The organism is Thermostichus sp. MS-CIW-34 (assembly GCF_054060435.1).
Map to the genome: position 1 here is coordinate 88624 of NZ_JBSSDE010000001.1, position 24889 is coordinate 113512.

A 24889-nucleotide genomic window follows, 5' to 3' on the forward strand; every position below is an offset into this window, starting at 1 on the left:
GGGCGCAAACTAGGCGTATTCGGCAATCACTACTGTGATGTTGTCTCGCCCGCCCCGCTCTTTGGCCGCCTCGATGAGCTTTAGGGGAAGTTGCTCCAAATCTTCCACCTGCAGGCAATACTCGATGATCACTTCGTCGTCCAGCTCCTCAGTTAGGCCGTCGCTACACAACAACAGGCGATCCCCTGGGTAAACTGTAATCGGCTGCACAGAAGGTGGACCCGCATCGGGTCGGCCCAGGCAGCGCTCGAGAATATGTCGCCAAGGGTGAATCCGGGCCTGCTCATAGGTCAGCTCCCCCAGTCGAATGGAGCGAGCCACTAAGGTGTGATCCTCGGTCATTTGCTGCATTTCGGATCCCCGTAGGCGATAGAGGCGAGAATCGCCAATGTGAGCACTCCAGCAGTTGCCCTTGGGATCCACCATGGCCACCACCACCGTAGTGCCCATGTCTGCCCGCTCTGGATTTTCCCGCTGATCCTTGAGGATGGCACTGTTGGCTGCTTCTACGGCTTCGCTGAGCAACCGGGGTGCCGGCACGTTTTTCCAGCCTCGATCCAGATATTCTCGGATGGTCTCGACAGCCAACAGGCTGGCTGTAGCCCCGGCAGCATGTCCTCCCATACCATCGGCAACAATAAAGTAGCGTCCCTCCGGATCGCAGTAGTAGGCATCCTGATTGCTGCTGCGGATCTTGCCGGGATCCGTAGCGCAGGCATATCGTCGCATCACATCAATCGCTCTGACCGATTCAACCTTAAGAGTACTCTGATTAAAGCAAGAGCAGCGAGGGCAGCCAAAACCAAAGTGATAACCGTTAAGGTAGCATGTCCGGCCAAAAAGAGCTGAGTTGCGCTCAAAAAAAAGGCCGCAAACAACACCCCGTAAATGACTCCCAGCCCGGTGTTGTTCAGCTTGCGCAGCAAGCGCTCCGTCTCGCTGGATCGCACCCGCAGGCGCAGCTCCCCTTGTTCTATCTTGCTCAAGGTCAATTCGATCCGGCGCGGCAAGCTGAGACTGCTGCTGGTGAACTCAGCCGCTTGACGGCCAACCTGGGCCAAGAGGGTCTCAGTCTTGCTTCCGTTTAAACTCATCAGCTCTTCCGCAAAGGGTTTGGCCACCTCCATAAAGTCGAACTCCGGATCCAGCCCCTTCCCCAATCCCTCCAGCGTGGTCAGGGCCCGCATCACAAAAGTAAAGGTAGCCGGAAAACGAAACGGCTGATCGTAGGCCAGCTCGTAAAGGTCTTCGCTAATGGCCGCCACCGAGATTTCTCCCGAGTTGCTGGAAAAGGGTTTGTCCATAAAGTGATCCAGCATGTACTGCACCGAGCGGCGCACCGGAGCCAGATCGGCGGTGGGCACCAGCACCCCCAGTTCCACCAGCGAGGCCACCACCCGATCGGCATTTTTGGAGACCACACCTGCCAGCGTGCCCATCAGCTTTTCTTTCACATCGGAGCGCAGGCGGCCCATCATGCCGAAGTCGTAGAAGATCAACGTGCCATCGGGCTTCACGGCAATGTTGCCGGGGTGGGGATCGGCGTGAAAAAAACCATCCTTGAGCAGTTGCCGCAGATAAGCCTCTGCCCCCAGACGAGCCAAAACCTTGCGATCCAACCCTGCCGCACTCAAGGCTTCGTAATCGCTGATTTTGATCCCCGGCAGGTATTCCAACGTCAACAGGCGAGGAGAGGTGTAACGCCAATACACTTTGGGAACAGCAATTTGCGGCATATCCCGAAAGTTGCGACGGAAGGTATCGGCATTGCGGCCCTCATTGAGGTAATCCACCTCTTCCCAGAGGGTGCGCCGACACTCTTCGTAGATGCCGATCCAGTCGCGGCCCGGCCCGCCCCAAGAGGTGCGATACTGAAAGAACTCGGCAATCCCACGGCAGATCTCCAAATCGATGGTGAACAGCCGGGTCAGCCCCGGACGCTGCACCTTCACCACCACCTCTTCCCCGGTTTTCAGCTTGGCGCGATGCACCTGCCCCAAGCTGGCAGCGGCCAAAGGGGTGGGATCAAAGTAGCTGTAGATTTGGGTTATCGGCCTGCCCAGCTCCTGCTGCACAATTGCCGCCACCTGTTCGTAGCTGAAAGCAGGCACCCGATCCTGCAGCTTGGAGAGCTCCTCGACATATTCCGAGGGGAAGAGATCGGCGCGGGTGGAGAAAAACTGCCCCACTTTAATAAAAGTAGGGCCTAAGTTAAGCAGCGTTTCGCGGATCCAAATGGCTCTGGCCCGGCGGCGCTTGGCCTTTCGCTCGGGCGTGGGTTGTCCCCCATAGCTCCAAGCCTGCTGATCCAGCCAAAGGTAAAACAGCCAGGTGAGCACAAATCGCCAAATGTCCAGCATGCGGCCCTGGCGAGTATAGTTCTCCCGGGCCCAGCGGTAGGCGGTATAGGGCTTGACGGGTTGTGATCCCAAAGAAGTCCGGGATCCCAAAAGGCTCGCGTTCAAGCGTTTCGACTCCGGTACTTCTGCAACTCGGAGCGCAGCTGCGCCACTTCCGCCCGCAAGTCGTCCAGAGTTGCCTGCAAATCTTCTGTCTGGAAAGGCAGCGGCACCCTTTCCTGGGCGGCCATGGATGCTTCTGCCTCAGCCCGGGTCATGACATCCTGGGCAAAGGTTTGCCAGCCCTCCTGCAGCTCAGCCCACACCTTGCCCACTTCCCCGGCAATATCGGTGAGGGCGCTTTCCAAACGCTCGCGCAGAACGTCTGCCACAGCTTTGCCGACAAAAAAAGCCTGCACAACCGGATTCTTCATGCGACCCAAGTGTTAAGAAGCATCACCCAGATTATAACGAATCCTGCTCAAACACAGCGGCGAGCCGACCCACCCGAACAGCCTCGGATCGATCGGCCCGGCAGAGCCCGCAAAGGGTTGTCCCCGGAAGCTTGCCCAGTCCTAGCGGCGGCTGGTGGTCATGTCCGGGATCTTCAGATCGAAGACGCTGATGTTTTGCCGCGCTGCCGGCTTGGGATTGAGCATGCGGGCCATGTTGAGGAAGTTTTCTGGATCCCCGGCTTTGGGAGGACGGGTGAGACGATAGGTGCGCACCACTTCCCGCGTCGAGCGCTTCACGCCGGAGACATCGCGCCAACGGGCTCCATAGCGGGGGGTCACCAGGTTGGCGGGCTTTTCCGACAGGCGACGGCGTTGGTAAGGCACCACATCGTCCCCAAAGGCGGCATTGTACTCTTCGCTATCCACCACAGCGTCGATGAAGCCATCTAGCCCCTTGGTGGCAACGATGATGGAGTACTTGATGCGCTCCTGTTGGCTGTAGGTGGGCCGACCCAAAAAGCGCTGGAAGGTGACCTCGATGAAGCGGTAGTTGTCGTTGGGAACCATGACCAGATCCCGGTACACCTCCGACTTGCCCAGGCCGCGCACAAACTCTTTGACCGAGATTGCCCCGTTGCGCAACTGGGATTCCAGAGCTTTTTGCCGATAGCTCTCCAGCATCAGATGCTCGCTGAAGATCTGGCGATAGGCGGCGCGAATGATGTTGTCAATTCCTGTCGGGTCGTCAGGACGGTAGACCGGCGGGGTTTCGTCGCTGGCTACAAAGTAGCGAGGCACCCGTTCATTTTGGGTGGTGGGGCGATCGGCAAGCAACGGAAGGGACATAGATGGTGCTCCTAAAAAAACGAGAAAAACTTAAGAAAAACACAGTGGGGCAGGGAAGCTAAGGCTCGGCAGCCAATTCCTGCCAGCTCATCTGGGCGCGGAGAGGGATCAGAGGATCGGCATCTTCCAGGGCCATCTGGAGCGCAGCCTCGACTGAGGGGCGCAGAGATTGTTCACCCTGGCGAGCCAAGTCCGTCAGGGATCCAACGGCGGCGTAGCGGACTCCCCAATCGGCATCGGCAAGACATTGCCGCAACAGTTGCAAGGCTCGCTCTTGATCGAGCAAGGGCCGCTTGGCCGCCACTCGTCCTAGCCCACGGGTCGCCGCCCGTCGCACACTGGGGGCAAAGTCCGCTACAATGGCTTCCGCCAAAAAGGGGTAGGCATCCCCATGGCCAATACGGGCCAGAGCCCGCACCGAATAGGCCCGCGCCCCGTAATCGAAACCGTCAATATGGCTCAGCAAGGGCTGCACCGCGGCTTCCCCAAAGCGCAGCACCTCCTCCAGAGCAGCCTCCCCAACTGCAGGGCGATTAAACCCAAAGGCGCGAATTAAGATGGGGATCCCTTCCACTTGGCCCAAAGCGCCCAGCGCCCTCACCACCCGCAACAATTCCTCAGGCGACGTGGCCTGCTCCAATTCTGCTGCCAGTTGAGCCACAGCAATGGGAAACGCTTGAGCAGCCGAGGCGGAGGACATAGGCAACGAATAGTCAAAGGTACACTTGAAACCGCTGATCAAAGGCACTGAGCGCCCCAGGATCCTAGAAGAGCTTCTCCAGTTGCGGCAGGATCACCGCCGTCACCTGAGCCAGCGGCACCCACCCCAACTGAAGCGCCACATCGAACAGCCGCTTCAGAGCATTGATGCGCAGGTTGAGAGCCACGTCGGCTGTGGCCAGCAGCGGCGCCCCCGCCACCCATCCCGATTCGGCCAGGTCGAACAAAGCGGCCTGTCGTAGGCTGGAGTTGGAGTGGGCCAGTAGCGCCACCAGGATTTGGGTCAGCTCCTCGGCTTGCGTAAAGCGATAGAGCACCCAAGCCGCTGCCGAACGCACCCGCTCAGAGGGATGGTTCAAAAAGGGCCGGATTGCTGCCTCAGCCTCGGTGGCCTGAAGCTGACCCAAGGCCTCGATAAGGGCTTCCCAGGGCTGCTCCTGCTCGCGGGACTGCAACAGTGCCAGCAAGGGATCCACCGCTCGCTTGTCCCCCAATTGAGCCAAGGCATAGGCAGCCTCTTCCCGCACATGAAAGTCGGTACAAGTGAGCGCCTCGATCAAACCGGGCACGGCCCGCGCATCCCCAATTTGCCCCAGGGCCTTAGCGGCATTGCGGCGCAGAGGATAGCCCCCCAAGGCAGTGCGATCCCGCTCATCCTGCAACGCCAAAAGCAGCGGCTCTACCCCCCTTGGATCCCGAACTGTGCCCAGGTACCAGGCAGCATAGTAGCGATCTTGCAAGTCATCCCCCTGCAGCCGGGCTATCGCCTGCTCCCAAGTGAGCTGCTGCGGCAGCACCGCCGTGTTGGATGCCATACGAACCGTTGCAGAGCTGTTCATGACACCTGGGCAACCTTGCCGGTAACTTCAGTCGGCCGTCGGGCCTCCCTCACTCAGCAGCGCCGTTGCCCTGAGCGGGAGAGGCATTGGCTCCCGACAAGGCAGTGACCTGCACGATTTTGCCACCCATCCGCAGAATGCGCTGCATCTCGGCAGACAACCGACTGTAGGGAACGGTGGTGCTCAGGGTGCTGCGGCGAACTTTGGCAGAGGTGGCCAGAGCATCGGGCGGGTTGAGCAGACCGGTGTACTCAACTCGGTAAACCCGGCTGCCGGCTTCTGTCAGGGCTTCAGGGCTGGTGGTGCTTTGACCAAACATCGCTTTCCCCAGGTATCTATGAGACTTCGTTTGGAAGACAGGCAAACTGACCAGCGAACAAGCCGTACCGGCTATTCTCGCGAACCAGCACGCTGCCGTTGGGCAATGCCTACAATCCAAAGGCTAACTACCCCAGACTGGAGAGCAGGCGACCAACCCAACCGGCTTAAGAGAAGCCAAGGCGCCAAACCAACCTGGAAACAGGTGGAATAGACCTCTTTGGAGCCGTCGCCTGCTCTGGAGAGACACACAATTGGAAGACAAAGAAAGAGATCGTCCCCTCCCAACAAGCAGGGATCTCTGCCCTGGGATCCCCTAGCTGAGGGCGTTGATGGCGTAATCGAAGTAGATGGCAGCTTCGTTGGCCGCTTGACCGCTCAGCATGCCCAGAGCGCGGCTCTTCATGTACTGCAGAGCCACGATGTACCAGCTGGGAGAGAGGTTAAAGGAGCGGTTCACTTCCCGCAGTCCGGCCACCAGGTATTCATCGAGGGGGCCGGTGCCACCTGCAACCAGAGAATAGGTAATGAAGCGGAGGTAGTAGCCGATGTCGCGGGCACACTTGGCCTGAAACACATCGCCGTGGCCCATTTCACCCGGCTGAGTCAGGTAAGGGAACCTCTTGAACACTTCCTGCACCGCTTCCCGCACCAGAGTTTGCTGGTTGTTGGTTAGGACACGGGCCGCTTCCAGAGAAGCAGCAGCACGCTGGTAACGACCATTCACGGCCTGCAGTTCGCTGGCATTCAGAAAACGCCCTTGATTGTCAGCGGCAGCAATCGCTTCAGTGATGACAGTTTTCACCTTGCAACTCCTAAATTCATCGATTGTGTTGTTAATGGACGTTCTGTAGGAAAGGCGGACTGGATTTCCACCTGCCTATCAGAAATGAGGGATCTAACGGATCTCAATTCTGAAAGGAACGACCAAGCTGGCTTCGACCCAAAGCTCAAACGATGGCGGCAGCAGCCTTATCGAAGTAGCTGGCCACTTCGCTTTGCAGCGCAGAGCAGTCCCCAGGGGTGATGCCTTTCGGATCCATGATCTTGGCCAGGGCTTCTTTCTTCATGGCAGCAATGCCGTTGGCCACAGAAGTGGTGGGCACCCCCAGAGCAATGTAGGTTTCCCGCAGGCCGTTCAGGCAGCGATCTTCCAGCACAGAGCTATCCCCGGCCAAGGTGGCATAGGTGATGTAGCGCAGGATGATCTCCATGTCCCGTAGGCAGGCAGCCATGCGGCGGTTGGTGTAGGCATTGCCGCCGGGAGCGATCAGATCTGGCTCTTGAGCAAACAAAGAGCGAGCTGCATTGGTTACGATTTGGGCGGCATTGCTGGTCATGCGGTTGACAGCATCTAGGCGCTTGTTGCCCTCTGCCACCAAAGCCGCCAGACGGTCAAAGTCTTGGTCACTTAAAAAGGCACCGCGTGCATCTGCCTGAGCGATCACCCGGGTAAAAGCATCTTGCATGATGGATCTCCTTCTGGTCTTTCCAAAAAGTGGTGAGCGACTGGCTGAACCTCCCAAAAGCCGAATCCCAAGCTTTTTTGCGGGATCCTCTTTGACCCCCAAAAATCAAGGATTCCGTGGCAGCAGACCCCCCACCGAACCCCTAAATTTTTAGATAGGTCAAGAACCTCTGCGACTTTCAGACAGCCGAGCATCCAGCCTAATTTTATATCGCGGGATGGATGAGTGTTTTGTGAAGATTTGCAAACCTACCAACCCCAAAATGTCTGCCTAGGCTGGGATCCCTGGACTATGGGGCGCAGCAGGGGGGAAATGGGTCTGCGGGCTGGCTCACAAAATGTAAACATTTGTTTTGAGATGGAAGCAGTCTGAGTGGGCACCTTCCTGAACAGAAGTTAACACTCTGGAGTGGTCACCTCTTGCAGGGCCGCTTTGAGGGCTCGACAAAAGTGAGCTATTTGTTGCAGTCCTTCTTCAGGCGTGGGGGCTTTGGCCAGCCGTTGCACAAATGCGCTGCCCACAATCGCCGCATCTGCTCCCCAGAGAGCGATCTGGCGGGCCTGGTCGGGAGTGGAGATGCCGAAGCCCACCCCAATCGGCAGGGGGGTTTGTTGGCGCAGTTGCTGCAGCAAAGCCGGGATCCGCTTTTCCAGGGTGGCCCGTTCGCCGGTAACGCCGGTAGTGCTCACCAAGTAGACAAAGCCACTGGACTGCTGGGCAATGCGGCGCATGCGCTCCAGGGGGCTGGTGGGGGCCACCAGCAGGATGAGGTCGATCTCTTCGGCCTGGGCTGCTTGTCGCAGGGATCCCGCCTCTTCCAGAGGCAGATCGGGGACGACCAAGCCGGCACAGCCGGCCTGCCGCAGTTGATGCAGAAAGTTGGGGATGCCGAGCTGGTGGATGGGGTTGTAGTAGGTGAACAGGATCAGGGGGGCCTGCAGCGAGAGACAGCGCAAGCCTTGTAGAATGGCGCCCAAAGTGACTCCCCGACTGAGGGCGCGGGTGGCTGCTGCTTGGATCACCGGCCCATCCGCCAAGGGATCCGAGTAGGGTACCCCCAGCTCGATAAGATCGGCGCCGCTCTGATCCAGAACCTGCAAAGCCTCAAAGGTGGTTTCCAAGTTGGGATCCCCAGCGGTGAGGTAGGGGATGAGGGCTTTTTCACCACGGCTGCGCAGCGCCTGAAAGCAGGCTGTGATCCGAGTGGGCATGGGATCCATTCGATTCTGAGGAGATTGAGAGCATCCCCCACTGTAGCGTCTGCCGGGATCCCTAGGGGAGAGGCACAAAATCGTAGCCGGTACCGGAGCGGTTGCCGGGCTCAACCTGCACCAGCACATGGGGAGCATTGCGGTCGCCGGAGGGCAAGAAGCGCACTTCTCCGGAAGCGCCGTCCTGGAGGAGGAAGTTGGGATCCTGCAAACGGGCCAGCACAGCGTTGCGGCTGGTGGCTCCTTGGCTGAAAGCTTGCAAGAAAACCCGGGTGGCATCATAAGCCAGAGCAGTGCGCCAATTGACCTGCCCTCCCCAAAGCTGAGCCGCCGCCTGGGCAAAGCCGCGGTTGCGCGGCACCTGAGGATGCCAGGGTACCGCCACCACCAAGCCCTCTACCGCTGCTCCCCCGTCTTGCAACGTGGTGAGGCTGAAGAGCACATCGCCGCCCAGAAGAGCAAGGGGCTTACCGGTTGCAGCGTTCTCGCGGGCTACGGCCAGCGCTTTTTCGGCTACGGAAGCCGTGGGAGCTAAAAAAGCTACCTGGGATCCTTGGCCGACGGCCCTTTGCAGGCTGGCCTGGGGGTTGAAGTCCGACGCCGATAAGTCGAACTCCGCCAGCACGATGCCCCCTTCGCTGGTCAGGGTGGAGGCAAAGGCATCGCGCAAGCTGGAGCTGTAGGCGCTGTTGGGGTTGTAGAAGATGGCCACCCTTTGCAACCGCAACGTGTTGAGAGCATAACGGGCCAGTTGCGTGCCGGCCACTTGATCCGAGGGCACGGTGCGAAAAATGGCATCCCCCAGCATGCTGATGCGGGTGCTGGTGGAGGTGGAGGAGATCATGGCCAAGCCGGCAGGCTGATAAACCTCGGCTGCAGCCAGGGTGGCGTCGCTGGTGTTATGGCCAATCACCCCCAAGATCTCGGGCTGGCTCACCAGAGCCTTGGCCACCGCCGTTGCTCGCTCAGGGTTGTCGCCATCGTCGGCAATCACTACCCGCAGCAGCCGTCCTCCGATTCCCCCCTGTTGGAAAAGCTCCTCCTGAGCTTGCGCCACCCCGCGCAGGGTCTCTTTGGCGCGGTTGGGGTTGCTGGAGATGGGCACCACCACCGCCAGGCTCAAGGGACTGCCCTGCTGCTGGGCACGGGCATTGTTCAAGAAAATGCGAGCTTCCGGGTCGTTGCGGTTGCTTTGCAGCCCCATCTCCAACACCGGGATGGCTGCGCTGAGGTTACCTTGGCGCAACAGCTCTGCAGCGGCAACGGCAGCGGGACTGCTATCGGCAAACAAGGTGCGCTCGCCGCTGGTCAGGAGCAGATCTTGTGCTCCACCCCCCAACCCTGGCAGCGATACTGGCGGTAGAGAAATGCTTTCCGGCCAGCGAACATAGCCCGCCTGCCAAGCGCGATGACCGCCCCAGAGTAGCAATAGCCCCAAGGCAATGTAGACAATGGGTGGTGGAGACTTGGCAACCATATATCACACTATAGAGAGAGAAAACGCTAGCTTTTGGCCAGCAAAGACACTGCTTGTATCCTCAGGAATCCTCAAAAGTCATCTTTCCAAGGATCTCTAAGGATCTCCGACTATGCATCAGCATGAGTGCGGGAGTATGTCACGGATCGGGACGGTAGGAAGGGCTGTTGCGGTATTGACGCTCTAGCTGCTCCACAATGGAAATGGGAACGGATGAGGTCTCGGAGGGCTCTTCTGGCGAGGTGCCGATCTGCGTCTCGGTCTCCACATTGAACTGCCGAGATGTTGCCCAAACCACTGCTGCAATCAGCAAAAGGACGATAGCGGCACCGTAAAGAAAGGCGACGATGGCCATCGGGTCAATGGTTTAGCTTTCCCCTTCCATGATAAAGGCTGTCGAGAATTACCCACTTCAGGATCCCTTGGAGCAAGCGCTGTGGGACTGGCATCGGGGACAGGCCAAGGGATCCCTGCTCTTGCATGCCTACGGCCTGGAGGGGATCCCGTTGGCGGAAGAGCCCCAGGTGGTCTCCCCAGAGGTGTTCTTCACCCAGGAGCTGCCGGAGGTGGAGGCCATGGCTTTGGATCTATGCCGCGGTCGGGTGCTAGACATCGGCGCCGGTACGGGCCGCCACAGCCTGCTGCTGCAGGAGGAAGGATTGGCCGTGGCTGCCTTGGATCGCTCCCCGGTGGCGTTGCAGATCATGGCAGAGCGGGGGGTGCGCTGCCGCATTGCCGCCGATCTTTTCCACTGGCCGGGGCCGGAGGATCCCTTCGATACGCTGCTGTTGCTGATGAATGGCGTCGGCTTGGCGGGATCCCTGTCGGGCTTGGAGCGTTTTTTGCGCCTGGCTCGCCACTGGGTTCAGCCCACTGGCCAGTTGCTCCTGGATTCCACCGATCTGAGCGATGCCAGCGACCTCGCAGATCTGCGGAATCTGCCGGCAGAAGAGGGAGGGCGTTTAGAAAACTTGGAAGATCCCTCTGGCAAGCTGGCCGCTCCTGCCCACCTCGAAGCAGGTGGCTCAGAAGATTGGCAGGAAGGGAGCGAGGCAAAAGCCAAGGTAGTGAACTTTGTAGCCGAGTACAACGGCCAGCGGGGGGATCCCTTTCCCTGGCTATTTGTAGATCCGGAAACCCTGCTGCAGTGTGCCCACGCCAACGGCTGGCAGGGGCAGATTGTCTATCAAGAGCCGGAGGGGGCTTTTCTGGCACGCCTCACCCCCTTCTGAAGGACTCGCTAGTGGGAAAGGATCTGGGATAAAAACAGGCGGGAGCGCTCTTCTTTCGGATTGCTGAAAAACTCTTGGGGGGTGTTTTCCTCCACGATCTTGCCGCGGTCGAAGAAGATAATCCGATCCGCCACCTCGCGGGCAAAGCCCATCTCGTGGGTTACACACACCATGGTCATCCCCGAGCGGGCCAACTCCCGCATCACGTCCAGCACCTCCTTGATCATCTCTGGATCCAAGGCCGAGGTGGGCTCATCGAAGAGCATCACCGCCGGATTCATGGCCAAGGCGCGGGCAATCGCCACCCGCTGCTGCTGCCCCCCCGAAAGTTGCCCCGGGTATTTTTCTGCTTGCTCGGCGATCCCCACGCGGCTTAGCAGTTCCATAGCCCGCTCTATCGCCTCACTTTTTTTCATCTTTTTCACGTGGATTGGGCCAAGGGTTACATTTTGCAAAACCGTGAGATGGGGAAACAGGTTGAACTGTTGAAAAACCATGCCCACCTCGCGGCGAATGGCATCGATGTTGCGCAGGTCGCTGGTTAGCTCAATGCCATCTACCACAATGCGCCCTCTCTGGTGTTCTTCTAAGCGGTTCAACGTGCGAATAAACGTTGACTTGCCCGAGCCTGAAGGCCCACAGACCACCACCACCTCTCCGCGGCGGATGCGGGTGGTAATGCCCTTGAGGACGTGGAAATCGCCGTACCATTTGTGAACATCTTCGCATTGGATAATGTCAGCGCTGGCTGCACTTTGCGGAGAGAGTGAAGACCTTATGTGCGGGGATCCTTGCATGGGTGGGTGACTCCCTAAGTTTCACCAAAGCAGGCATGGGTACCATGGCAGAACTGGCCGAGCCACAACCGTAGCCTCTGCAACATTTCCATACGCCCTGACATGTAAGGCTTTGAGAAAATCGTAGGCGCCTATGGCAAACCATTCTATGGGGTGTGGGGTGTGGCAGGAGTGTAACCCAATGGCACGGTATCTCGGTTGAAGTGCCGTGTATGAACGACTGTTGACGACGAAGATCTTGAGGATTGACATGGGGTAATTTTATGAACTGGATAAAGCATTTGAACGGATTGGCTCCCTTGGCCGGGGCACTGGCGTTGTCTATGGGCCTGCAGTCCCTTCCCGCTTGGGCGCAGCTGGGGCCGCTCACCGACCGCATCAAGGCTCGGGGCGAGTTGATCTGTGGGGTAAACAACCAACTGCCCGGATTCGGCAACCTGGATGACCAAGGCAAGTATGTGGGTTTTGATATCGACATCTGCCGGGCAGTAGCTGCCGCTCTCTTTGGAGATCCGGACAAGGTTCGATACGTCTACCTGACGGCGGCCAATCGCCAGTCTGCGATTCAGTCGGGCGAGGTCGATATGATTAGCCGCAACACCACCTGGACCCTCACTCGGGATCGCGAGTGGGCGGTGACCTTCGGCCCCACCACCTACTACGACGGCCAAGGATTTATGGTGCGGAAGTCGCTGGGGGTGGAAAAGCTGGAAGACCTGAACGGGGCCACCATCTGTGTGATTGCCGGCACCACCACCGAGCTGAACTTGGCGGATACCTTCCGCGCCCGTGGCATTGCCTTTACGCCAGTAACCTTCGACGGCGATGATTCCTCTTTCAACGCCTACGAAGAGGGCCGTTGCGATGCCATCACCAGCGACCAAAGCGCCCTCATCTCCCGCCGGGCCAGCTTGGCTTCTCCCGACGACCACGTGATCTTGCCGGAGGTGATCTCCAAAGAGCCCTTGGGGCCGCTGGTTCCCCACGGAGATGAGAGTTTCTCCGACATTATGAACTGGACGGTCTACGCCCTCTTCTATGCAGAAGAAAAGGGGATCACCAGCGCCAATGTGGACGAGTTCCTCAAGTCCGAGGATCCCGACATTCGCCGCTTCTTGGGCCAGGAAGGCAACCTGGGAGAGCTGCTGGGCCTGAAGCCGGATTGGGTGGTCAATGTCATCAAGGCGGTGGGCAACTACGGCGAGATCTTCGACCGCCACCTGACCCCCTTGGGCGTGCCGCGGGGCTTGAACCAGCCCTACACCAAAGGCGGGATCCAGTACGCGCCGCCTTTCCGCTGATCGGCTGATTCGGAATCCGGGCCTAGGGATCCCGGTTGGTCAGTACCGGCCAGGGATCCCCTATTCTCTGCTGTGCTCTGAATTTTTGCTTGCCCCGCATGACTTCTCTGTCCGACCAGCCCCACCTTCGCCCCCCCTGGTGGCGGGATGAGCGTATCCTGAAGCTCTTGCTGCAGGTGGCCTTTGTCGTGGCCGTGCTGCTGGTGTTCGGGATCCTCGCCCAAAATCTCCTCGCCAGCATGCGTCGCCTGGGCATCAGCTTGGGATTCCGCTTTTTGGGCAACTCTGCCAACTTCGGCATCACCGAAGGGCTTATCCCCTACGACCCTTCCGAGAGCTACCTGAAGGCGCTGGTGGTGGGGGCGGTGAACACCCTCTGGCTGTCGGCAGTCAGCATTGTGTTGGCGACGGCGATGGGCTTTGTCCTGGGGATGGCTCGCCTCTCCAGCAACTGGCTGGCCCGCCAGCTGGCCACCGTTGTTACCGAGATCTTTCGCAATGTCCCGGTGCTGCTGATCGTGATCTTCTGGTACCAGGGGGTGATCCTCACCCTGCCGGGGGTGCGCAACAGTCTCTCCATCGGCGGGCTTGTCTTTATCAACCAGCGGGGAGTGAAGCTGCCCGGGTTGGATCCCAGCGGCTGGCTGGTTCCCGCGCTGGCCATTGTAATCGCGGCTGGGTGGGGGATCCGCAAGCTGCTCCTAGTCTGCCGACCCGAGCTGGGATCCCGGCAGCGGAACCTGTGGGTGGCTGCGGGGGTGGCGCTGCTGGCGGTGGCCTGCTGGGTGCTCTTCCCAGAGCCGCCGGTGCGGCTGGATGTCCCGGTACTGGAGCGCTTTAACTTCCGGGGCGGGATCCAACTTTCGGCGGAGTTTACCGCCATGATGCTGGGCTTGGTGACCTACACCGGCTGCTATATCGCCGAAGTGGTGCGGGGATCCTTTTTGGCGGTGCCGCGGGGGCAGTGGGAGGCAGCCCGGGCCATCGGCCTGTCGGAGCTGCAAACCTTTCGCTTGGTGATTGTGCCCCAGGCCCTGCGGATCATGATCCCCTCGTTGAACACTCAGTATCTCACCCTGATCAAAAACTCCAGCTTGGCCATTGCCGTTGGCTTTTCCGATCTGTTCAACATCAGCAGCACCATCATCAATCAGTCGGGACGCTCGGTGGAGATGTTCGCCATCCTCATGGCCACCTACCTGACCTTTAACCTGGTGGTTTCCTACGGCATGAACTGGCTCAATGCCCGCGTCAAATTGGTGGAGCGCTAACCCATGCCCAGCAGTCTCTCCTCTCCCCTTGTAGAAGAAAAGGTACTCCCCCCCAGGGAGAAACAAAGTCCTCTGGCTTGGGTGCGCCGCAACCTGTTCGACTCCTGGCTGAGCACCTTGCTCACCTTGGTCTCTGCCTTGGTGTTGGCCTGGGCAATTTCCCTGTTCTGGAACTGGGCGTTCACTCAAGCCCGCTGGGAAGTGATCCCGGCCAACCTCAAAATCTTTGCCAGCGGCACCTACCCCAGCAGCCAACTGTGGCGGGTGTGGGCGGTGTTGGGAATTGTGCTGGCCACCCTAGGGGTAGCGGGGGGGGCTTGGGGCGGTGTGCTGCTGCACTACCTCATTCTCTTGGGAGCTGCTATGGGCTTAGCCGCGTTCCTGCCTTTGGGAACCCAGTCGCAGGGGTGGCTGGCGGTTTGCTCTGGAGCGACTTTTGCCGCTATTGCCCTCAGTCGGGGACGGGAATCCTGGCGGCTGGCTTCCATCTGGGTTTGGGCCTTGATCTTGCCCCTCTGTCTGCAGCTGCTGCTGGGCGACCTGGGCCCCCCTTGGCCGGCAGTGCGGGCTGAGCAACTGTCTGGACTGCTGCTGACCTTGATCTTGGCGGCAGCCGCCATGATCATCGGCTTCCCCATTGGGGTGTTGCTGGCGTTGGGCCGGGCCAATCGGGCGTTGCCGGTAATCCGGATCTTCTGCACGCTGGTGATCGAGCTGGTGCGGGGGGTGCCCCTGACCACCATTCTGTTTGCCGCCTGGCTGTTGGTGCCCTTCTTTCTGGGGGGGATCAGCGTCAACCTGATCATCAGGGCGGAGGTGGCCTTCATCTTGTTTACAGCCGTGTACGTGGCCGAGGACGTGCGGGGCGGCCTGCAGTCGATCCCTCTGGGCCAGCTAGAAGCGGCACGGGCACTCGGCTTGAACCCCTTTCAAGTGACCGCTTTGGTGATTTTGCCCCAGGCACTGCGGGCAGCCGTTCCGGCGCTGGTGAACGAGTTCCTCACTCTCTTCAAAGACACGTCGCTGGTGTTCATTGTCGGCCTCATCGACCTGCTGCAGGCGGGGCGGGTGGTGTTCACTAGCCCCAACTGGCTAGGCACCCAGCGGGAAGTGCTGTTTTTTATCGGCCTAATCTACTTCATCTGCTGTTTTGCCATGGCCTATGCCGCCCAGCAGGTGGAAAAGGCGCTGGGCTTGGGCAAGCGCTAGAAATTGCAGCCACTCCCCTTCCCCGTCCCCTCTGCTCAGGCCCCAAGATCCCCTTAACAGGCCAGGGCTACATCCCCCTATAGCGGCTCGACAAGTGCTTTTCCCTGGAGAGGGGGCAGCGCTAAGATAGCGGGGAACGTCTCGTTACACCTTGGCCCATGACCCTTGCCTCTGAGACCGAATCCCCGGAGCAAGCCGCGGCGGCCCCTGAGTCTGGTCGGGTGCGGGATCCGGAGTTTCCCTACGAGGTCGAGATGACCTTGATGGAGCACTTGGAAGAGCTGCGCAGCCGCCTGTTGGCCAGCGTGATCGCGGTGGCGATCTGCATCATCGCCTGCTTTGCCGTGGTGAATCGCATTGTCGCCCTGCTGGAGGTGCCCGCTCGGGGGGTTACCTTTTTGCAACTGGCGCCGGGGGAGTATTTTTTCGTTTCTGTGAAGGTGGCGGCCTACTCGGGGCTATTGCTGGCCACACCCTTTTTGCTCTACCAAATTGCCCGCTTCGTCTTGCCGGGGCTGAGCGTGAAGGAGCGCAAGCTGCTGGGGCCGGTGGTGCTGGGATCCAGCCTTCTCTTTGTGGCCGGCTTGGTCTTTGCCTACTATCTCCTCATTCCGGCGGCGCTTAACTTTTTCATCCGCTACGGCGAAGGGGTGGTGGATCAGGCTTGGTCCATCGACCGCTACTTTGAGTTTGTGCTGCTGCTGCTGTTCAGCACCGGCCTGGCCTTTCAGGTGCCGATTTTGCAGGCGCTGCTGGGGGCGCTGGGGCTGGTGACTGCCGAGCAGATGTTCAAGGGCTGGCGCTACGTGGTTCTGGGCGCGGTGGTGGCGGGGGCCATTCTCACCCCTTCGACGGATCCCCTCACCCAGAGCCTTTTGGCCGGGGCTGTGACGTTTCTATATTTGTTTGGCATTCTGCTGGTGAAGCTCCTTGGCAAATGAGCCGAAGCTGCATGCGCTGATCTTGGCGGCTGGGTTTTCCACGCGGATGGGAGAGCCGAAAGCCTTTCTGCCCTGGAAAGACGGGCAAACCCTGCTCTCTTACCAGATTTTTCAGTGGCGACAGGCGGGGTTTCAACCCTGGGTGGTGCTGGGATCCCAGCATTTGGCGGCAGCCCAACCCCACTTGGCAGGGGCAGAGGTGCTGGTCAATCCGGCTCCTGAGCTGGGCAAGACCCACTCCATTCGGGTAGGGGTGGAAGGGATCCCTGCCGATTTTCAGGTGCTGGCCATTTCGGCGGTGGATCAGCCCCGCCCGGCGTGGATCTACCACAGCTTGCTGGAGTACCATCTGCGCCATCGCGCTTGGGTTACTGTGCCGGTGCATCGAGGGCGACGGGGGCACCCTACCCTGATCGACAGGCGCTTGCGGGAAAAGCTGTTGGATCTCCGAGAAGAAACCCTGGGCCTGCGCCGGTTGTTGCAGGATCTGGGCAGGCGGGTACAGGAGGTGGAGCTCTACACTCCTGAGATCTTCCTGGACTGCAATACCCCTGCCGATATGGAGGCCGCTGCTGCCGGTTGCGACAGCGTTGCCCAGGAGTAAGGGGATCCCCTTCAGCACTTGTCCTGCGACCGGTCGCCTCAGCGGTACCGAGCACTTCGGCGTTGCCCAGCAAGATGTTCTTCCCATTGCTCGTATGAGAAAGGGCCTTTATCCTGCCAGCACCTACGATCCTGCCTGCCCGGTCGGCAGCTACTGGGAGAGCACGATAGAAGATCCCGGCTGGCGGCATCCGGCACCTTTGCAAGCGCAGGTGGGCGCGGAGGTGGTCATTGTGGGGGGAGGATTGACGGGGCTATCGACGGCTCTGCACCTGGCCCGCGACCATGGCATTTCTGCCTGCCTGCTGGAGGCGGGATCCCTGGGTTGGGGGGCCTCGGGACGCAACGGTGGCTTTTGCGGGGTGGGGTCGAGCCACCTTACCCACACCCAGATGGTGCGGCGGGTGGGGCTGGCGGAGACGGAGCGCTACTATCGGGATCAATGGCAGGCGGTGGAAACCGTTCGGGAGCTGGCGGCCAGCGAGGGCTTCTCCCTAGAGGCCCAGGGACAGGGCTGCTACGCAGTGGCCCATCGTCCCCAGGCGTGGTCGGAATTGGAGGCCGAGTACCAGATCTGTACTCAGGTGGCGGGCTACCCGGCCCAGCTCCTCAACCCCAAAGAGCTGCGGGAACGCGGCTTCGACAGCCAAGAGAACCACGGCGCTTTGCACATCGGGGTGGGGTTTGGCCTCAACCCCCTCAAGCTCACCCAAGGACTGGCCCAAGCGGCCCACCGGTGGGGGGCGAAGCTGTACAGCGGCAGTCCGGTCACGGCCTGGGAAAAGGTGGGATCCCAACACATCTGTCACACGCCGGGAGGAACGGTGCGCGCTCGACACTTGGTCATTGCCACCAATGGCTACACCCCAGAGGCCCTGTATCCCCAACTGGCGGGATCCCTGTTGCCGGCACTGTCCAACATCCTGGTCACCCGACCTCTAACGCCTCAGGAGCAGAAAGCGCAGGGGTGGTGGGATCCGACGCCGCTCTACGACATGCGGCGGCTGCTGTTTTATTACCGCCTACTGCCGGATGGGCGTTTGCTGTTTGGGGGGCGGGGCGGCACCCGCGATACCCCGACGGAGCGACAGCAGTTGCGCACTTGGATGACCCGACAGCTCTATCGTCTTTTCCCTGCTTGGGAAGGGGTGGAGATCGAGTACGCCTGGAATGGACTGGTCTGCCTTTCTCGACAGTTTCACCCCCATATTGGCCCTTCGCCGGCGGATCCCAGCCTGTGGTACGGCTTGGCCTATCACGGCAGCGGTGTGGCCACAGCAGTGTGGGCGGGCAAAATGCTGGCCCAGGAGATCGCCGGGATCCCTTCTCAGATGAGCGCTCTGTTTCGCCAGCCGCCCCGCTCTTTCCCTTTGCCCTGGCTACGGCTTCACTACCTGCGGCTGGGGTATCTTTGGTGGCAGTTGACGGATGGATAGCCTCTCCAAGTGTGCGGGGGATCCCTCTGTTCGGCGGAGAAGTCCTGCCCTAGTCTGGTCGTAGTTGGGTGGAAACCATCGCTTGTTGTTGCTCCTGAGGTATCCAGTGCTGCTCACGTCTTGCCATCGGCCTGCTCCAGATCCGTCTCCTCTCGAAGCCCAATCGGCAACCTGTCGCCGTCAACGGCTCTCGCAAGCAGGGCAGCGGCTGGGGTTTGCTCTGCTGCTCAGCCTACCCACCATGTTTTGGCCTTGGCCCCCCGGATTTGCCCAGATTGCCGGATCCCTTCTCAGCCCCTTGGTGGCCGCTTGGATCCGTTCTGAGGTGCAGAGGGTCGATAACCTGCAAGTGCAAATTGTCGGCTCTGACGCCCAGATTTTGAACGGGCAGATCCCTCAGGCCCAGGTGTCGGGAGACAACCTCAGCTATCAAGGCTTTCAGATCAGTCATCTGCGGCTGCGGGGCCAGGATATTCGCCTCAATGTGGGCGAAGCCATCCAGGGACGGAGCTCACTGCGGCTATTGGCCCCTGTGCCGGTGCAGGTGAGTTTACGCCTCACCGAGGAAGACCTGAACCGCACCCTCCAGGCTCCCCTCATCCAAGCCCAACTGGCTCAGGCCCAGGTGCAGTTGCCTGTTGGGGGCCAAGTGGTGCCTTTTCTTATCCGCCAGCCTCAGGTCACGCTGGAACAGGGTCGGCTGCGCATCCAGGCTAACCTGACCACTCCCGAAGGGGTGGAAGCGCCGGTGACGGTGCTGACCGGCCTAGAAGCCCAAGGTCCCAACCGGTTGCGGCTGGTCAATCCCCTCTGGGTGAGCGAAGGCCAAGAGATCCCCATCCCCGGCCTGGCCGATTTCCCCATTCAGTTGGATCCCGGCGTGCGCATCGACCGCTTGGAGTTGCAGCCCGGCCAAATCCTCTACGAAGGGATCCTGACCATTTACCCAGAAGTCGCAACCGTGCCGCAGGGATAGTTCGCCTGGGCAGGACGGAGACCTTTCCCGTTCAGCAACGGGTGTGATCGGGATCAATCTCAAAGGGTGTGCCTCTGGGCGAGGATCCCTCTAGCAACCGGAGGGAAAGGGATCTTGCTGGCCGTTTGCGTTGGTGCCCCGTCGGGAACCGCACCGTCCACAAGACGAGAGCGGCATCGACTCCCTTCGGTAGCCGGGCAGGAGTGGTGTATTGAGGTGAGATCATGATCCAGCCATCCAACTGCAAACTCAAACCCTTAATCTGCTGGGCGCTGCCCCTGATCTTGTCGGTCGTTTTTTTGGGGGGCTGTGCTGGCGACCCAGTTTCCACGGTGCCTCTGGACGGCACGGCTGCCGGCACCCGCACGGCCACTCCTGAGGGCCGAACCTTCTCCGATATCTCGCCCGGTCGGGATCCCCGTCTGAAGCATCTTTGGGCCAGCTTTGTCATCAGCCCCCAGCAATTGCAATCTGCCCGCGAGGCTCCCGTTTCGCTCCATCCGCAGGCCATTCTCCCCTGCACCGACTGCGAGAGCCTCCGATGGCAGCCGGGATCCCCACCCCCCACTGCTTCCCCCGCTCCAGGCACCTACCGATCTGACCAGCTCACCTTCTCCTTCCGGGTTGAGCCCAATGAGACGTCCACCCGCCTCAGGGGTAGCTTTCACCTGGATACCACCACGCCTCTGATCCACCCCGGCGCAGGGGTGCGCTTGGTAATCCAACGGGCTTTCTGGGGGGAAGACCCGCTGGAACCGCTGCCACCTCCCCAGGACTTTCACCCTCAGCAGATCATCCGAGGCCAGTTCCAGGAGCGCAGTTGGATCCTCCCTTTCTCCCTGCCGCATCCCCCTGCCGGTGAGGTCTTGCCGCCGCTGCGGCTGGAGGTTGTTCTCACCTCGCCAATCCCACCCGATTCCGCCCCCTTTCTGCGGGGTAGGCCGCTGCCGCCACCTCCGGGCCGGCTATATCACGGGGCTGCTTGGCCGGGCATTCCCACTTGGGATCAGCTCTTGTCCTACCGCCAGGCCATCGGTCAACCCCCCGCCTGGGCAGCCGTGGATCACCTCTGGGATCCCCGCCAGGACTTTCCACAGCAGTTGGCCAGTCGCCTGCGGGAAAGCGGCTCAGTCCCCTACCTGCGCCTGCGGCTAGATCCAGCCCAACTTTCTGCCTTGGCCAATGGGGATCACGATGAGACCTTGCGCTCTTGGGCCCGCGGGATCCAGCGCTTTGCCACCCCCATCATCCTGGCCGTCGTTGTTGGCGACGGGGATCCCGTTCGCGGTAGCGGTGCGGAGTCCTCCCTGCAACAACGGGCCTACCAACACCTGATGCAAACCCTGCGCTCTGTTCGCGTTAGCGGGACGGAGTCCCCGGCCAATTTGCTCTGGGTGGTGGAGCTGGACGGAGAAGATGCAGAGGCCGTGTCCGCCTGGGCTAACTTCCCTGGGATGGACTGGCTGAGCCTACAGGTAACGGGGGATCCCGCCGCTTTTGAACCGCTGTACCGCCGCCTTGAGGCCCTCAACCCGGAAGTGCCTGTGGTGATCCGCGGGCCAGCTCTGGGCTCGGAAGCCTCTCAACCTCTGCTGGCAGCCCTAGAGGCCCAACGCTGGCCTCAGGTGATCGGCTGGAGCTGGACTTTAAGCCCGGACGGGATCCCTCCTGCAGCCGCACAAGATTGGCGGCAGCATCTGCAACAGGGGGATCCCAAGATATGGCTGGGGGAAATGCGGGTGCAACTCCCGCCCAGCCCCCTTCCCTCGCCCAAGCTCTGAGAAAGGGCGCCCTGTCTGGAAAAACCTCCCGGAAAAGTCGATAATAAGCCAGCCGTTTTACCTTTCCTTCAGGAATTGTGGCCCTGATCCCCTCATCACCTCCCCTGTCCCGCTTCGCCCAGGCCATCCAGCAGGGGGAATTTCTGCTCACCGCCGAGATTACCCCCCCCAAGGGATCCGACACCAGCACCCTGCTGTCTTTGGCCCAGCAGCTCAAGGGGCGGGTGCATGCCATCAACATCACGGACTCCAACCGAGCCATGGCCCGCATGAGCCCGTTGGCGGCCTCGGTGCTGTTGCATCAGGCGGGTGTTGAACCGATCCTGCAGTTGGCCTGTCGAGATCGCAACCGTCTGGCCCTGCAAGGGGATCTGTTGGGGGCCTCAGCCCTTGGCCTGCGCAATGTGTTGGCCCTCACCGGGGATCCCATCCACATCGGCGATTGCCCCGATGCCCGCGCCGTGTTCGATCTGGAATCGGTGCGCCTGCTGCAGCTTATCCAACGGCTGAACAACGGCCTCGATTGCAATGGCAAACCTCTCCCGGATGGGGGCACGCATCTGTTGGCAGGGGCAGCGGTGGAACCCCAATCGGGCAGCTTTTCCGGCCTGGAGCGGCGCTTCCACCGCAAGCTGGAAAACGGGGCCCAATTTTTCCAGAGCCAGATGGTTACCGACTTTGAGCAACTGGAGCGCTTCATGGATAAGTTGGGCCGTCCCGCCGGCAAGCCCATTTTGGCCGGCATCTTTTTGCTCAAATCGGCCAAAAATGCCGAGTTTATCAACCGCAACCTGCCAGGGGTGCAGATCCCAGACGGGATCATCCGGCGGCTGGCCAACGCCGCCCACCCCCTCGAAGAAGGGATCCGCATTGCCGCCGAACAGGTGCGGCAGGCCCGCCAAATCTGCCACGGGGTGCATCTGATGGCCGTCAAAGCCGAGCACCTCATCCCCCGCATTCTGGATGAGGCCGGGATCCCTCCCCTGACCGGCTAGCTCAACACTTGCTCCAGCCCGTAGACCAAACCTTTGAGCTGCAGCACCTTGCGGATCCCCAGGATCACCCCCGGCATAAAAGCTATCCGATCGGTGGTGTCGTGTCTCAAGGTGAGGGTTTGCCCCATCCCACCAAAAATGACCTCCTGATGGGCGATCAACCCCGGCAGACGAACGCTGTGAATGGGAATGTTGGGGCCAGAGAGCCCTCCCCGCGCACCGGGGATCAGCTCTTTTTCTTCCACTGAGGACTCCGTCCCGCTGTCGCGAACGGGCGGGTTAAAGGTTTTGCCCAATTGTCCCAGCCGTTGGGCCGTCTGTAGAGCCGTGCCGCTGGGGGCATCCGCTTTGCGGTTGTGGTGCAGCTCGATGATCTCAACGTGGTCAAAATACTGGGCCGCCTGCAGCGCCATCTGCTGCAGCAAAATCATGCCGATGGCAAAATTGGGCGCGATTAAACAGCCCACACCCGACTTGTCCGCCAGATCCCGCAGCCGCTCCACCTGCTCCGGCGTCAGGCCCGTCGTCCCCACCACCGGGCGTACGCCAAAGGCAATGGCCGAGCGAACATGTTCAAAGGCCGACCGAGGATGGGTAAAATCCACCATCACGCCGCGGTTGCTCCGCTGCGACAACCTCAGCAACTGCCCCGACAAGTCATCGGTAATCTCCACCCCCAGGGATCCCAGGCCCAGCACCTCGCCAATATCCGAGCCCAGTTGAGAGCGGGCCACCGCCCCCACCAACCTCATGTCGGGCGTCTGGGCAACGGCCCGCACCACCTCCCGCCCCATTTTGCCCAGGGCCCCCACCACCAAAACCGGGATGGGGGATTGGGCCGCTCCTGGAGTTGCCAACCCCTGAGAGGGGTCTGCACCACTATCGCGATCGACCGGATCAACCGATGTTGTCACCCGCTGCTGCCCTCATCCAAGCTCTACGAAATGACTGCGAAAGCGGGGGATCCCTGCAGATCCATCACAGCTTCACCTCGATATCTACCCCTGCCGGCAGATCCAGCTTCATGAGAGCATCGATGGTTTTGGAAGAGGGGGAATAGATGTCGATAATGCGCCGGTGGGTGCGGGTTTCAAAATGTTCCCGCGAGTCCTTGTCGGTGTGGGGGGAGCGCAGCACACAGTAGATGCGGCGCCGAGTAGGCAAAGGAATCGGGCCAACCGGCACGGCGTCGGTACGACGAGCCGTATCCACGATTTTGTCGCAGGAAGTATCCAGCAGCCGATGATCGTAAGCCTTCAGGCGGATACGAATTTTCTGTTGAGTTAAGGTAGGCATGGCCGGAGAGCAATCCAGAAAAAGGGGGACTCAAAAAAGCTGGCAGGGAAAGTGCTCCGCGCCACTATCGCAACTGAGTTGGTCTGGGGCCGCCAGCACTCAATCCCTGCCGAGAAAAAGCAGCTTACTTCAGGATCTTGGAGACAACACCCGCTCCGACGGTACGGCCACCCTCGCGGATAGCAAAGCGCATCCCCTGCTCAATGGCGATGGGCTGGATCAGCTCCACCGTCATCCTGACGCGGTCACCAGGCATCACCATCTCTGGCTGGGATCCGTCATCAGCCGTAAAGGAAGAGATGGTGCCGGTTACATCGGTGGTGCGCACGTAGAATTGGGGACGATAGCCAGCGAAGAACGGCGTGTGGCGACCTCCTTCTTCTTTCTTGAGGACATACACCTCAGACTCGAAGCTGGTGTGAGGAGTAATGGTCTTGGGCTTGGCCAGCACCATGCCGCGCTCCACTTCGTTCTTCTGAATGCCCCGCAACAGCACACCAACGTTGTCGCCGGCAATCCCTTCGTCGAGGGTTTTCTGGAACATCTCCAGGCCGGTAACAGTGGTAGAGCGAGTTTCTCGCAGGCCCACCAGTTCCACCGTTTCGCCCACCTTGATGCGACCCCGCTCGATCCGGCCCGTGGCCACCGTGCCCCGACCAGTAATCGAGAAGACATCCTCCACAGCCATCAGGAAGGGCTTGTCCACATCCCGATCAGGCGTGGGAATGTAGGAGTCCACCGCATCCATCAGCTCATAAATTTTGTCCACCCAAGGATCTTCGCCCCGCTGGGTTTTGGGGTTGGCGGTCATTCTTTCTAGGGCTTTCAGCGCCGATCCTCTGATGATGGGAACGTCGTCGCCGGGGAAGTCGTATTTGGAGAGAAGCTCCCGCACTTCCAGCTCCACCAACTCCAGCAGCTCTGGATCGTCCACCATGTCTGCCTTGTTCAGAAAGACCACCAAGCTGGGCACCCCTACCTGACGGGCCAACAGGATGTGCTCCCGTGTTTGGGGCATGGGACCATCAGCTGCAGACACCACCAAGATGGCCCCATCCATCTGAGCCGCGCCTGTGATCATGTTCTTCACGTAGTCGGCGTGGCCGGGACAATCCACGTGGGCGTAGTGACGGTTGGCAGTCTGATACTCGACGTGGGCGGTGTTGATGGTAATGCCGCGAGCTTTTTCCTCTGGCGCTGCGTCGATTTCATCGTACCGCTTGGCTGTGGCCTGGCCCAAAGCGGCCAAGGTGGTGGTGATGGCAGCCGTCAGGGTGGTCTTGCCGTGGTCAACATGGCCGATGGTGCCAACGTTGACATGGGGTTTGGTGCGTTCAAACTTAGCGCGTGCCATGAATCGTCACTTCCTTTTTGGTT

At 60.3% G+C, this 24889-nt stretch carries 26 protein-coding genes; 10 read left to right on the forward strand and 16 right to left on the reverse strand.

Annotation, left to right across the window (positions count from 1 at the left end):
- Window positions 1-9: 9 nt before the first annotated feature.
- The 12 genes from ACVWYY_RS00390 to ACVWYY_RS00445 all read right to left on the reverse strand — a co-directional run bounded on the left by ACVWYY_RS00390 (window position 10) and on the right by ACVWYY_RS00445 (window position 10029).
- Window positions 10-729, reverse strand: coding sequence for a PP2C family protein-serine/threonine phosphatase (locus ACVWYY_RS00390; RefSeq protein WP_011432581.1), 720 nt, complete (start codon window positions 727-729; stop codon window positions 10-12).
- Window positions 729-2432, reverse strand: coding sequence for an ABC1 kinase family protein (locus ACVWYY_RS00395; RefSeq protein WP_457402165.1), 1704 nt, complete (start codon window positions 2430-2432; stop codon window positions 729-731). The genes ACVWYY_RS00390 and ACVWYY_RS00395 overlap by 1 nt, the downstream gene beginning before the upstream one ends.
- A gap of 29 nt (window positions 2433-2461) precedes the next feature.
- Window positions 2462-2773 carry a DUF6825 family protein gene (locus tag ACVWYY_RS00400; protein WP_414343148.1) on the reverse strand — a complete coding sequence of 104 codons (312 nt, stop codon included), beginning with the start codon at window positions 2771-2773 and terminating at the stop codon, window positions 2462-2464.
- A gap of 141 nt (window positions 2774-2914) precedes the next feature.
- Window positions 2915-3640, reverse strand: coding sequence for a phycobilisome rod-core linker polypeptide (locus tag ACVWYY_RS00405; RefSeq protein WP_457402163.1), 726 nt, complete (start codon window positions 3638-3640; stop codon window positions 2915-2917).
- A gap of 58 nt (window positions 3641-3698) precedes the next feature.
- Window positions 3699-4340: a HEAT repeat domain-containing protein gene (locus tag ACVWYY_RS00410; protein ID WP_414329023.1), complete on the reverse strand. Its 642-nt coding sequence runs from the start codon at window positions 4338-4340 to the stop codon at window positions 3699-3701.
- A gap of 64 nt (window positions 4341-4404) precedes the next feature.
- A complete protein-coding gene (locus tag ACVWYY_RS00415) occupies window positions 4405-5199 on the reverse strand; it encodes a HEAT repeat domain-containing protein (RefSeq protein ID WP_071818148.1) in 795 nt (264 codons plus the stop codon).
- A 49-nt stretch (window positions 5200-5248) separates the two neighbouring features.
- Window positions 5249-5518 (reverse strand): phycobilisome linker polypeptide, encoded by a 270-nt coding sequence (locus ACVWYY_RS00420; protein WP_011432575.1) that lies wholly within the window; start codon window positions 5516-5518, stop codon window positions 5249-5251.
- Between the two features lie 315 nt (window positions 5519-5833).
- Window positions 5834-6322, reverse strand: a complete 489-nt coding sequence (locus ACVWYY_RS00425) for a globin family protein (RefSeq protein WP_011432574.1) — start codon at window positions 6320-6322, stop codon at window positions 5834-5836.
- A 145-nt stretch (window positions 6323-6467) separates the two neighbouring features.
- Window positions 6468-6986 (reverse strand): phycocyanin subunit beta, encoded by a 519-nt coding sequence (locus ACVWYY_RS00430; RefSeq protein ID WP_011432573.1) that lies wholly within the window; start codon window positions 6984-6986, stop codon window positions 6468-6470.
- A gap of 395 nt (window positions 6987-7381) precedes the next feature.
- Complete coding sequence (trpA, locus tag ACVWYY_RS00435) at window positions 7382-8197, reverse strand: tryptophan synthase subunit alpha (protein WP_457439239.1); 816 nt, start codon at window positions 8195-8197, stop codon at window positions 7382-7384.
- Between the two features lie 61 nt (window positions 8198-8258).
- Window positions 8259-9674 (reverse strand): ABC transporter substrate-binding protein, encoded by a 1416-nt coding sequence (locus tag ACVWYY_RS00440; RefSeq protein ID WP_457402158.1) that lies wholly within the window; start codon window positions 9672-9674, stop codon window positions 8259-8261.
- Window positions 9675-9813: 139 nt separating this feature from the next.
- Entirely contained in the window at window positions 9814-10029 is a 216-nt protein-coding gene (locus ACVWYY_RS00445; RefSeq protein WP_011430147.1) for a hypothetical protein, read from the reverse strand.
- A 28-nt stretch (window positions 10030-10057) separates the two neighbouring features.
- On the opposite strand from ACVWYY_RS00445, the gene ACVWYY_RS00450 reads away from it, so the two are divergent.
- A complete protein-coding gene (locus ACVWYY_RS00450) occupies window positions 10058-10906 on the forward strand; it encodes a class I SAM-dependent methyltransferase (RefSeq protein WP_457402156.1) in 849 nt (282 codons plus the stop codon).
- 8 nt (window positions 10907-10914) lie between these two features.
- On the opposite strand, the gene ACVWYY_RS00455 is transcribed toward ACVWYY_RS00450, so the two are convergent.
- Entirely contained in the window at window positions 10915-11703 is a 789-nt protein-coding gene (locus ACVWYY_RS00455; RefSeq protein ID WP_011432567.1) for an amino acid ABC transporter ATP-binding protein, read from the reverse strand.
- Window positions 11704-11966: 263 nt separating this feature from the next.
- Between ACVWYY_RS00455 and ACVWYY_RS00460 the strand changes: the two genes are divergently transcribed.
- The 9 genes from ACVWYY_RS00460 (at window position 11967) to ACVWYY_RS00500 (ending at window position 22216) form a co-directional block, all read left to right on the forward strand.
- A complete protein-coding gene (locus tag ACVWYY_RS00460) occupies window positions 11967-13004 on the forward strand; it encodes an amino acid ABC transporter substrate-binding protein (protein ID WP_414373172.1) in 1038 nt (345 codons plus the stop codon).
- Between the two features lie 98 nt (window positions 13005-13102).
- Entirely contained in the window at window positions 13103-14275 is a 1173-nt protein-coding gene (locus ACVWYY_RS00465; protein ID WP_457439241.1) for an amino acid ABC transporter permease, read from the forward strand.
- A gap of 3 nt (window positions 14276-14278) precedes the next feature.
- Window positions 14279-15484, forward strand: coding sequence for an amino acid ABC transporter permease (locus tag ACVWYY_RS00470; protein WP_457439243.1), 1206 nt, complete (start codon window positions 14279-14281; stop codon window positions 15482-15484).
- A 158-nt stretch (window positions 15485-15642) separates the two neighbouring features.
- Window positions 15643-16425, forward strand: a complete 783-nt coding sequence (gene tatC / locus ACVWYY_RS00475; protein ID WP_457402151.1) for a twin-arginine translocase subunit TatC — start codon at window positions 15643-15645, stop codon at window positions 16423-16425.
- A 22-nt stretch (window positions 16426-16447) separates the two neighbouring features.
- Window positions 16448-17029: a nucleotidyltransferase family protein gene (locus ACVWYY_RS00480; RefSeq protein ID WP_414421994.1), complete on the forward strand. Its 582-nt coding sequence runs from the start codon at window positions 16448-16450 to the stop codon at window positions 17027-17029.
- Entirely contained in the window at window positions 17016-18464 is a 1449-nt protein-coding gene (locus tag ACVWYY_RS00485; protein WP_457439245.1) for an NAD(P)/FAD-dependent oxidoreductase, read from the forward strand. The genes ACVWYY_RS00480 and ACVWYY_RS00485 overlap by 14 nt, the downstream gene beginning before the upstream one ends.
- 106 nt (window positions 18465-18570) lie before the next feature.
- Window positions 18571-19440 carry an LmeA family phospholipid-binding protein gene (locus ACVWYY_RS00490; protein WP_457439247.1) on the forward strand — a complete coding sequence of 290 codons (870 nt, stop codon included), beginning with the start codon at window positions 18571-18573 and terminating at the stop codon, window positions 19438-19440.
- Window positions 19441-19664: 224 nt separating this feature from the next.
- Window positions 19665-21221, forward strand: a complete 1557-nt coding sequence (locus ACVWYY_RS00495) for a hypothetical protein (RefSeq protein WP_457439249.1) — start codon at window positions 19665-19667, stop codon at window positions 21219-21221.
- 77 nt (window positions 21222-21298) lie between these two features.
- Window positions 21299-22216 carry a methylenetetrahydrofolate reductase gene (locus tag ACVWYY_RS00500; protein WP_457439251.1) on the forward strand — a complete coding sequence of 306 codons (918 nt, stop codon included), beginning with the start codon at window positions 21299-21301 and terminating at the stop codon, window positions 22214-22216.
- Here ACVWYY_RS00500 and dapB read toward each other — a convergent pair.
- The 3 genes from dapB to tuf form a co-directional block, all read right to left on the reverse strand.
- A complete protein-coding gene (gene dapB, locus ACVWYY_RS00505; protein ID WP_457439290.1) occupies window positions 22213-23073 on the reverse strand; it encodes a 4-hydroxy-tetrahydrodipicolinate reductase in 861 nt (286 codons plus the stop codon). The genes ACVWYY_RS00500 and dapB overlap by 4 nt on opposite strands.
- Before the next feature lie 121 nt (window positions 23074-23194).
- Window positions 23195-23512, reverse strand: coding sequence for a 30S ribosomal protein S10 (gene rpsJ / locus ACVWYY_RS00510; protein WP_414328725.1), 318 nt, complete (start codon window positions 23510-23512; stop codon window positions 23195-23197).
- 124 nt (window positions 23513-23636) lie between these two features.
- Complete coding sequence (gene tuf, locus ACVWYY_RS00515) at window positions 23637-24866, reverse strand: elongation factor Tu (protein WP_457439253.1); 1230 nt, start codon at window positions 24864-24866, stop codon at window positions 23637-23639.
- Between the last annotated feature and the right edge of the window lie 23 nt (window positions 24867-24889).

What these genes read in the sequence shown, in the direction of transcription:
- ACVWYY_RS00400 (WP_414343148.1), bottom strand. Translation starts at nt 2,773, where the DNA reads ATGAAGAATCCGGTTGTGCAGGCTTTTTTTGTCGGCAAAGCTGTGGCA.
- ACVWYY_RS00455 (WP_011432567.1), bottom strand. Translation starts at nt 11,703, where the DNA reads ATGCAAGGATCCCCGCACATAAGGTCTTCACTCTCTCCGCAAAGTGCA.
- ACVWYY_RS00430 (WP_011432573.1), bottom strand. Translation starts at nt 6,986, where the DNA reads ATGCAAGATGCTTTTACCCGGGTGATCGCTCAGGCAGATGCACGCGGT.
- ACVWYY_RS00415 (WP_071818148.1), bottom strand. Translation starts at nt 5,199, where the DNA reads ATGAACAGCTCTGCAACGGTTCGTATGGCATCCAACACGGCGGTGCTG.
- ACVWYY_RS00440 (WP_457402158.1), bottom strand. Translation starts at nt 9,674, where the DNA reads ATGGTTGCCAAGTCTCCACCACCCATTGTCTACATTGCCTTGGGGCTA.
- ACVWYY_RS00460 (WP_414373172.1), top strand. Translation starts at nt 11,967, where the DNA reads ATGAACTGGATAAAGCATTTGAACGGATTGGCTCCCTTGGCCGGGGCA.
- ACVWYY_RS00445 (WP_011430147.1), bottom strand. Translation starts at nt 10,029, where the DNA reads ATGGCCATCGTCGCCTTTCTTTACGGTGCCGCTATCGTCCTTTTGCTG.
- tuf (WP_457439253.1), bottom strand. Translation starts at nt 24,866, where the DNA reads ATGGCACGCGCTAAGTTTGAACGCACCAAACCCCATGTCAACGTTGGC.
- ACVWYY_RS00405 (WP_457402163.1), bottom strand. Translation starts at nt 3,640, where the DNA reads ATGTCCCTTCCGTTGCTTGCCGATCGCCCCACCACCCAAAATGAACGG.
- trpA (WP_457439239.1), bottom strand. Translation starts at nt 8,197, where the DNA reads ATGCCCACTCGGATCACAGCCTGCTTTCAGGCGCTGCGCAGCCGTGGT.
- ACVWYY_RS00410 (WP_414329023.1), bottom strand. Translation starts at nt 4,340, where the DNA reads ATGTCCTCCGCCTCGGCTGCTCAAGCGTTTCCCATTGCTGTGGCTCAA.
- tatC (WP_457402151.1), top strand. Translation starts at nt 15,643, where the DNA reads ATGACCCTTGCCTCTGAGACCGAATCCCCGGAGCAAGCCGCGGCGGCC.
- ACVWYY_RS00420 (WP_011432575.1), bottom strand. Translation starts at nt 5,518, where the DNA reads ATGTTTGGTCAAAGCACCACCAGCCCTGAAGCCCTGACAGAAGCCGGC.
- ACVWYY_RS00465 (WP_457439241.1), top strand. Translation starts at nt 13,103, where the DNA reads ATGACTTCTCTGTCCGACCAGCCCCACCTTCGCCCCCCCTGGTGGCGG.
- ACVWYY_RS00495 (WP_457439249.1), top strand. Translation starts at nt 19,665, where the DNA reads ATGATCCAGCCATCCAACTGCAAACTCAAACCCTTAATCTGCTGGGCG.
- ACVWYY_RS00470 (WP_457439243.1), top strand. Translation starts at nt 14,279, where the DNA reads ATGCCCAGCAGTCTCTCCTCTCCCCTTGTAGAAGAAAAGGTACTCCCC.
- rpsJ (WP_414328725.1), bottom strand. Translation starts at nt 23,512, where the DNA reads ATGCCTACCTTAACTCAACAGAAAATTCGTATCCGCCTGAAGGCTTAC.
- ACVWYY_RS00390 (WP_011432581.1), bottom strand. Translation starts at nt 729, where the DNA reads ATGCGACGATATGCCTGCGCTACGGATCCCGGCAAGATCCGCAGCAGC.
- ACVWYY_RS00450 (WP_457402156.1), top strand. Translation starts at nt 10,058, where the DNA reads ATGATAAAGGCTGTCGAGAATTACCCACTTCAGGATCCCTTGGAGCAA.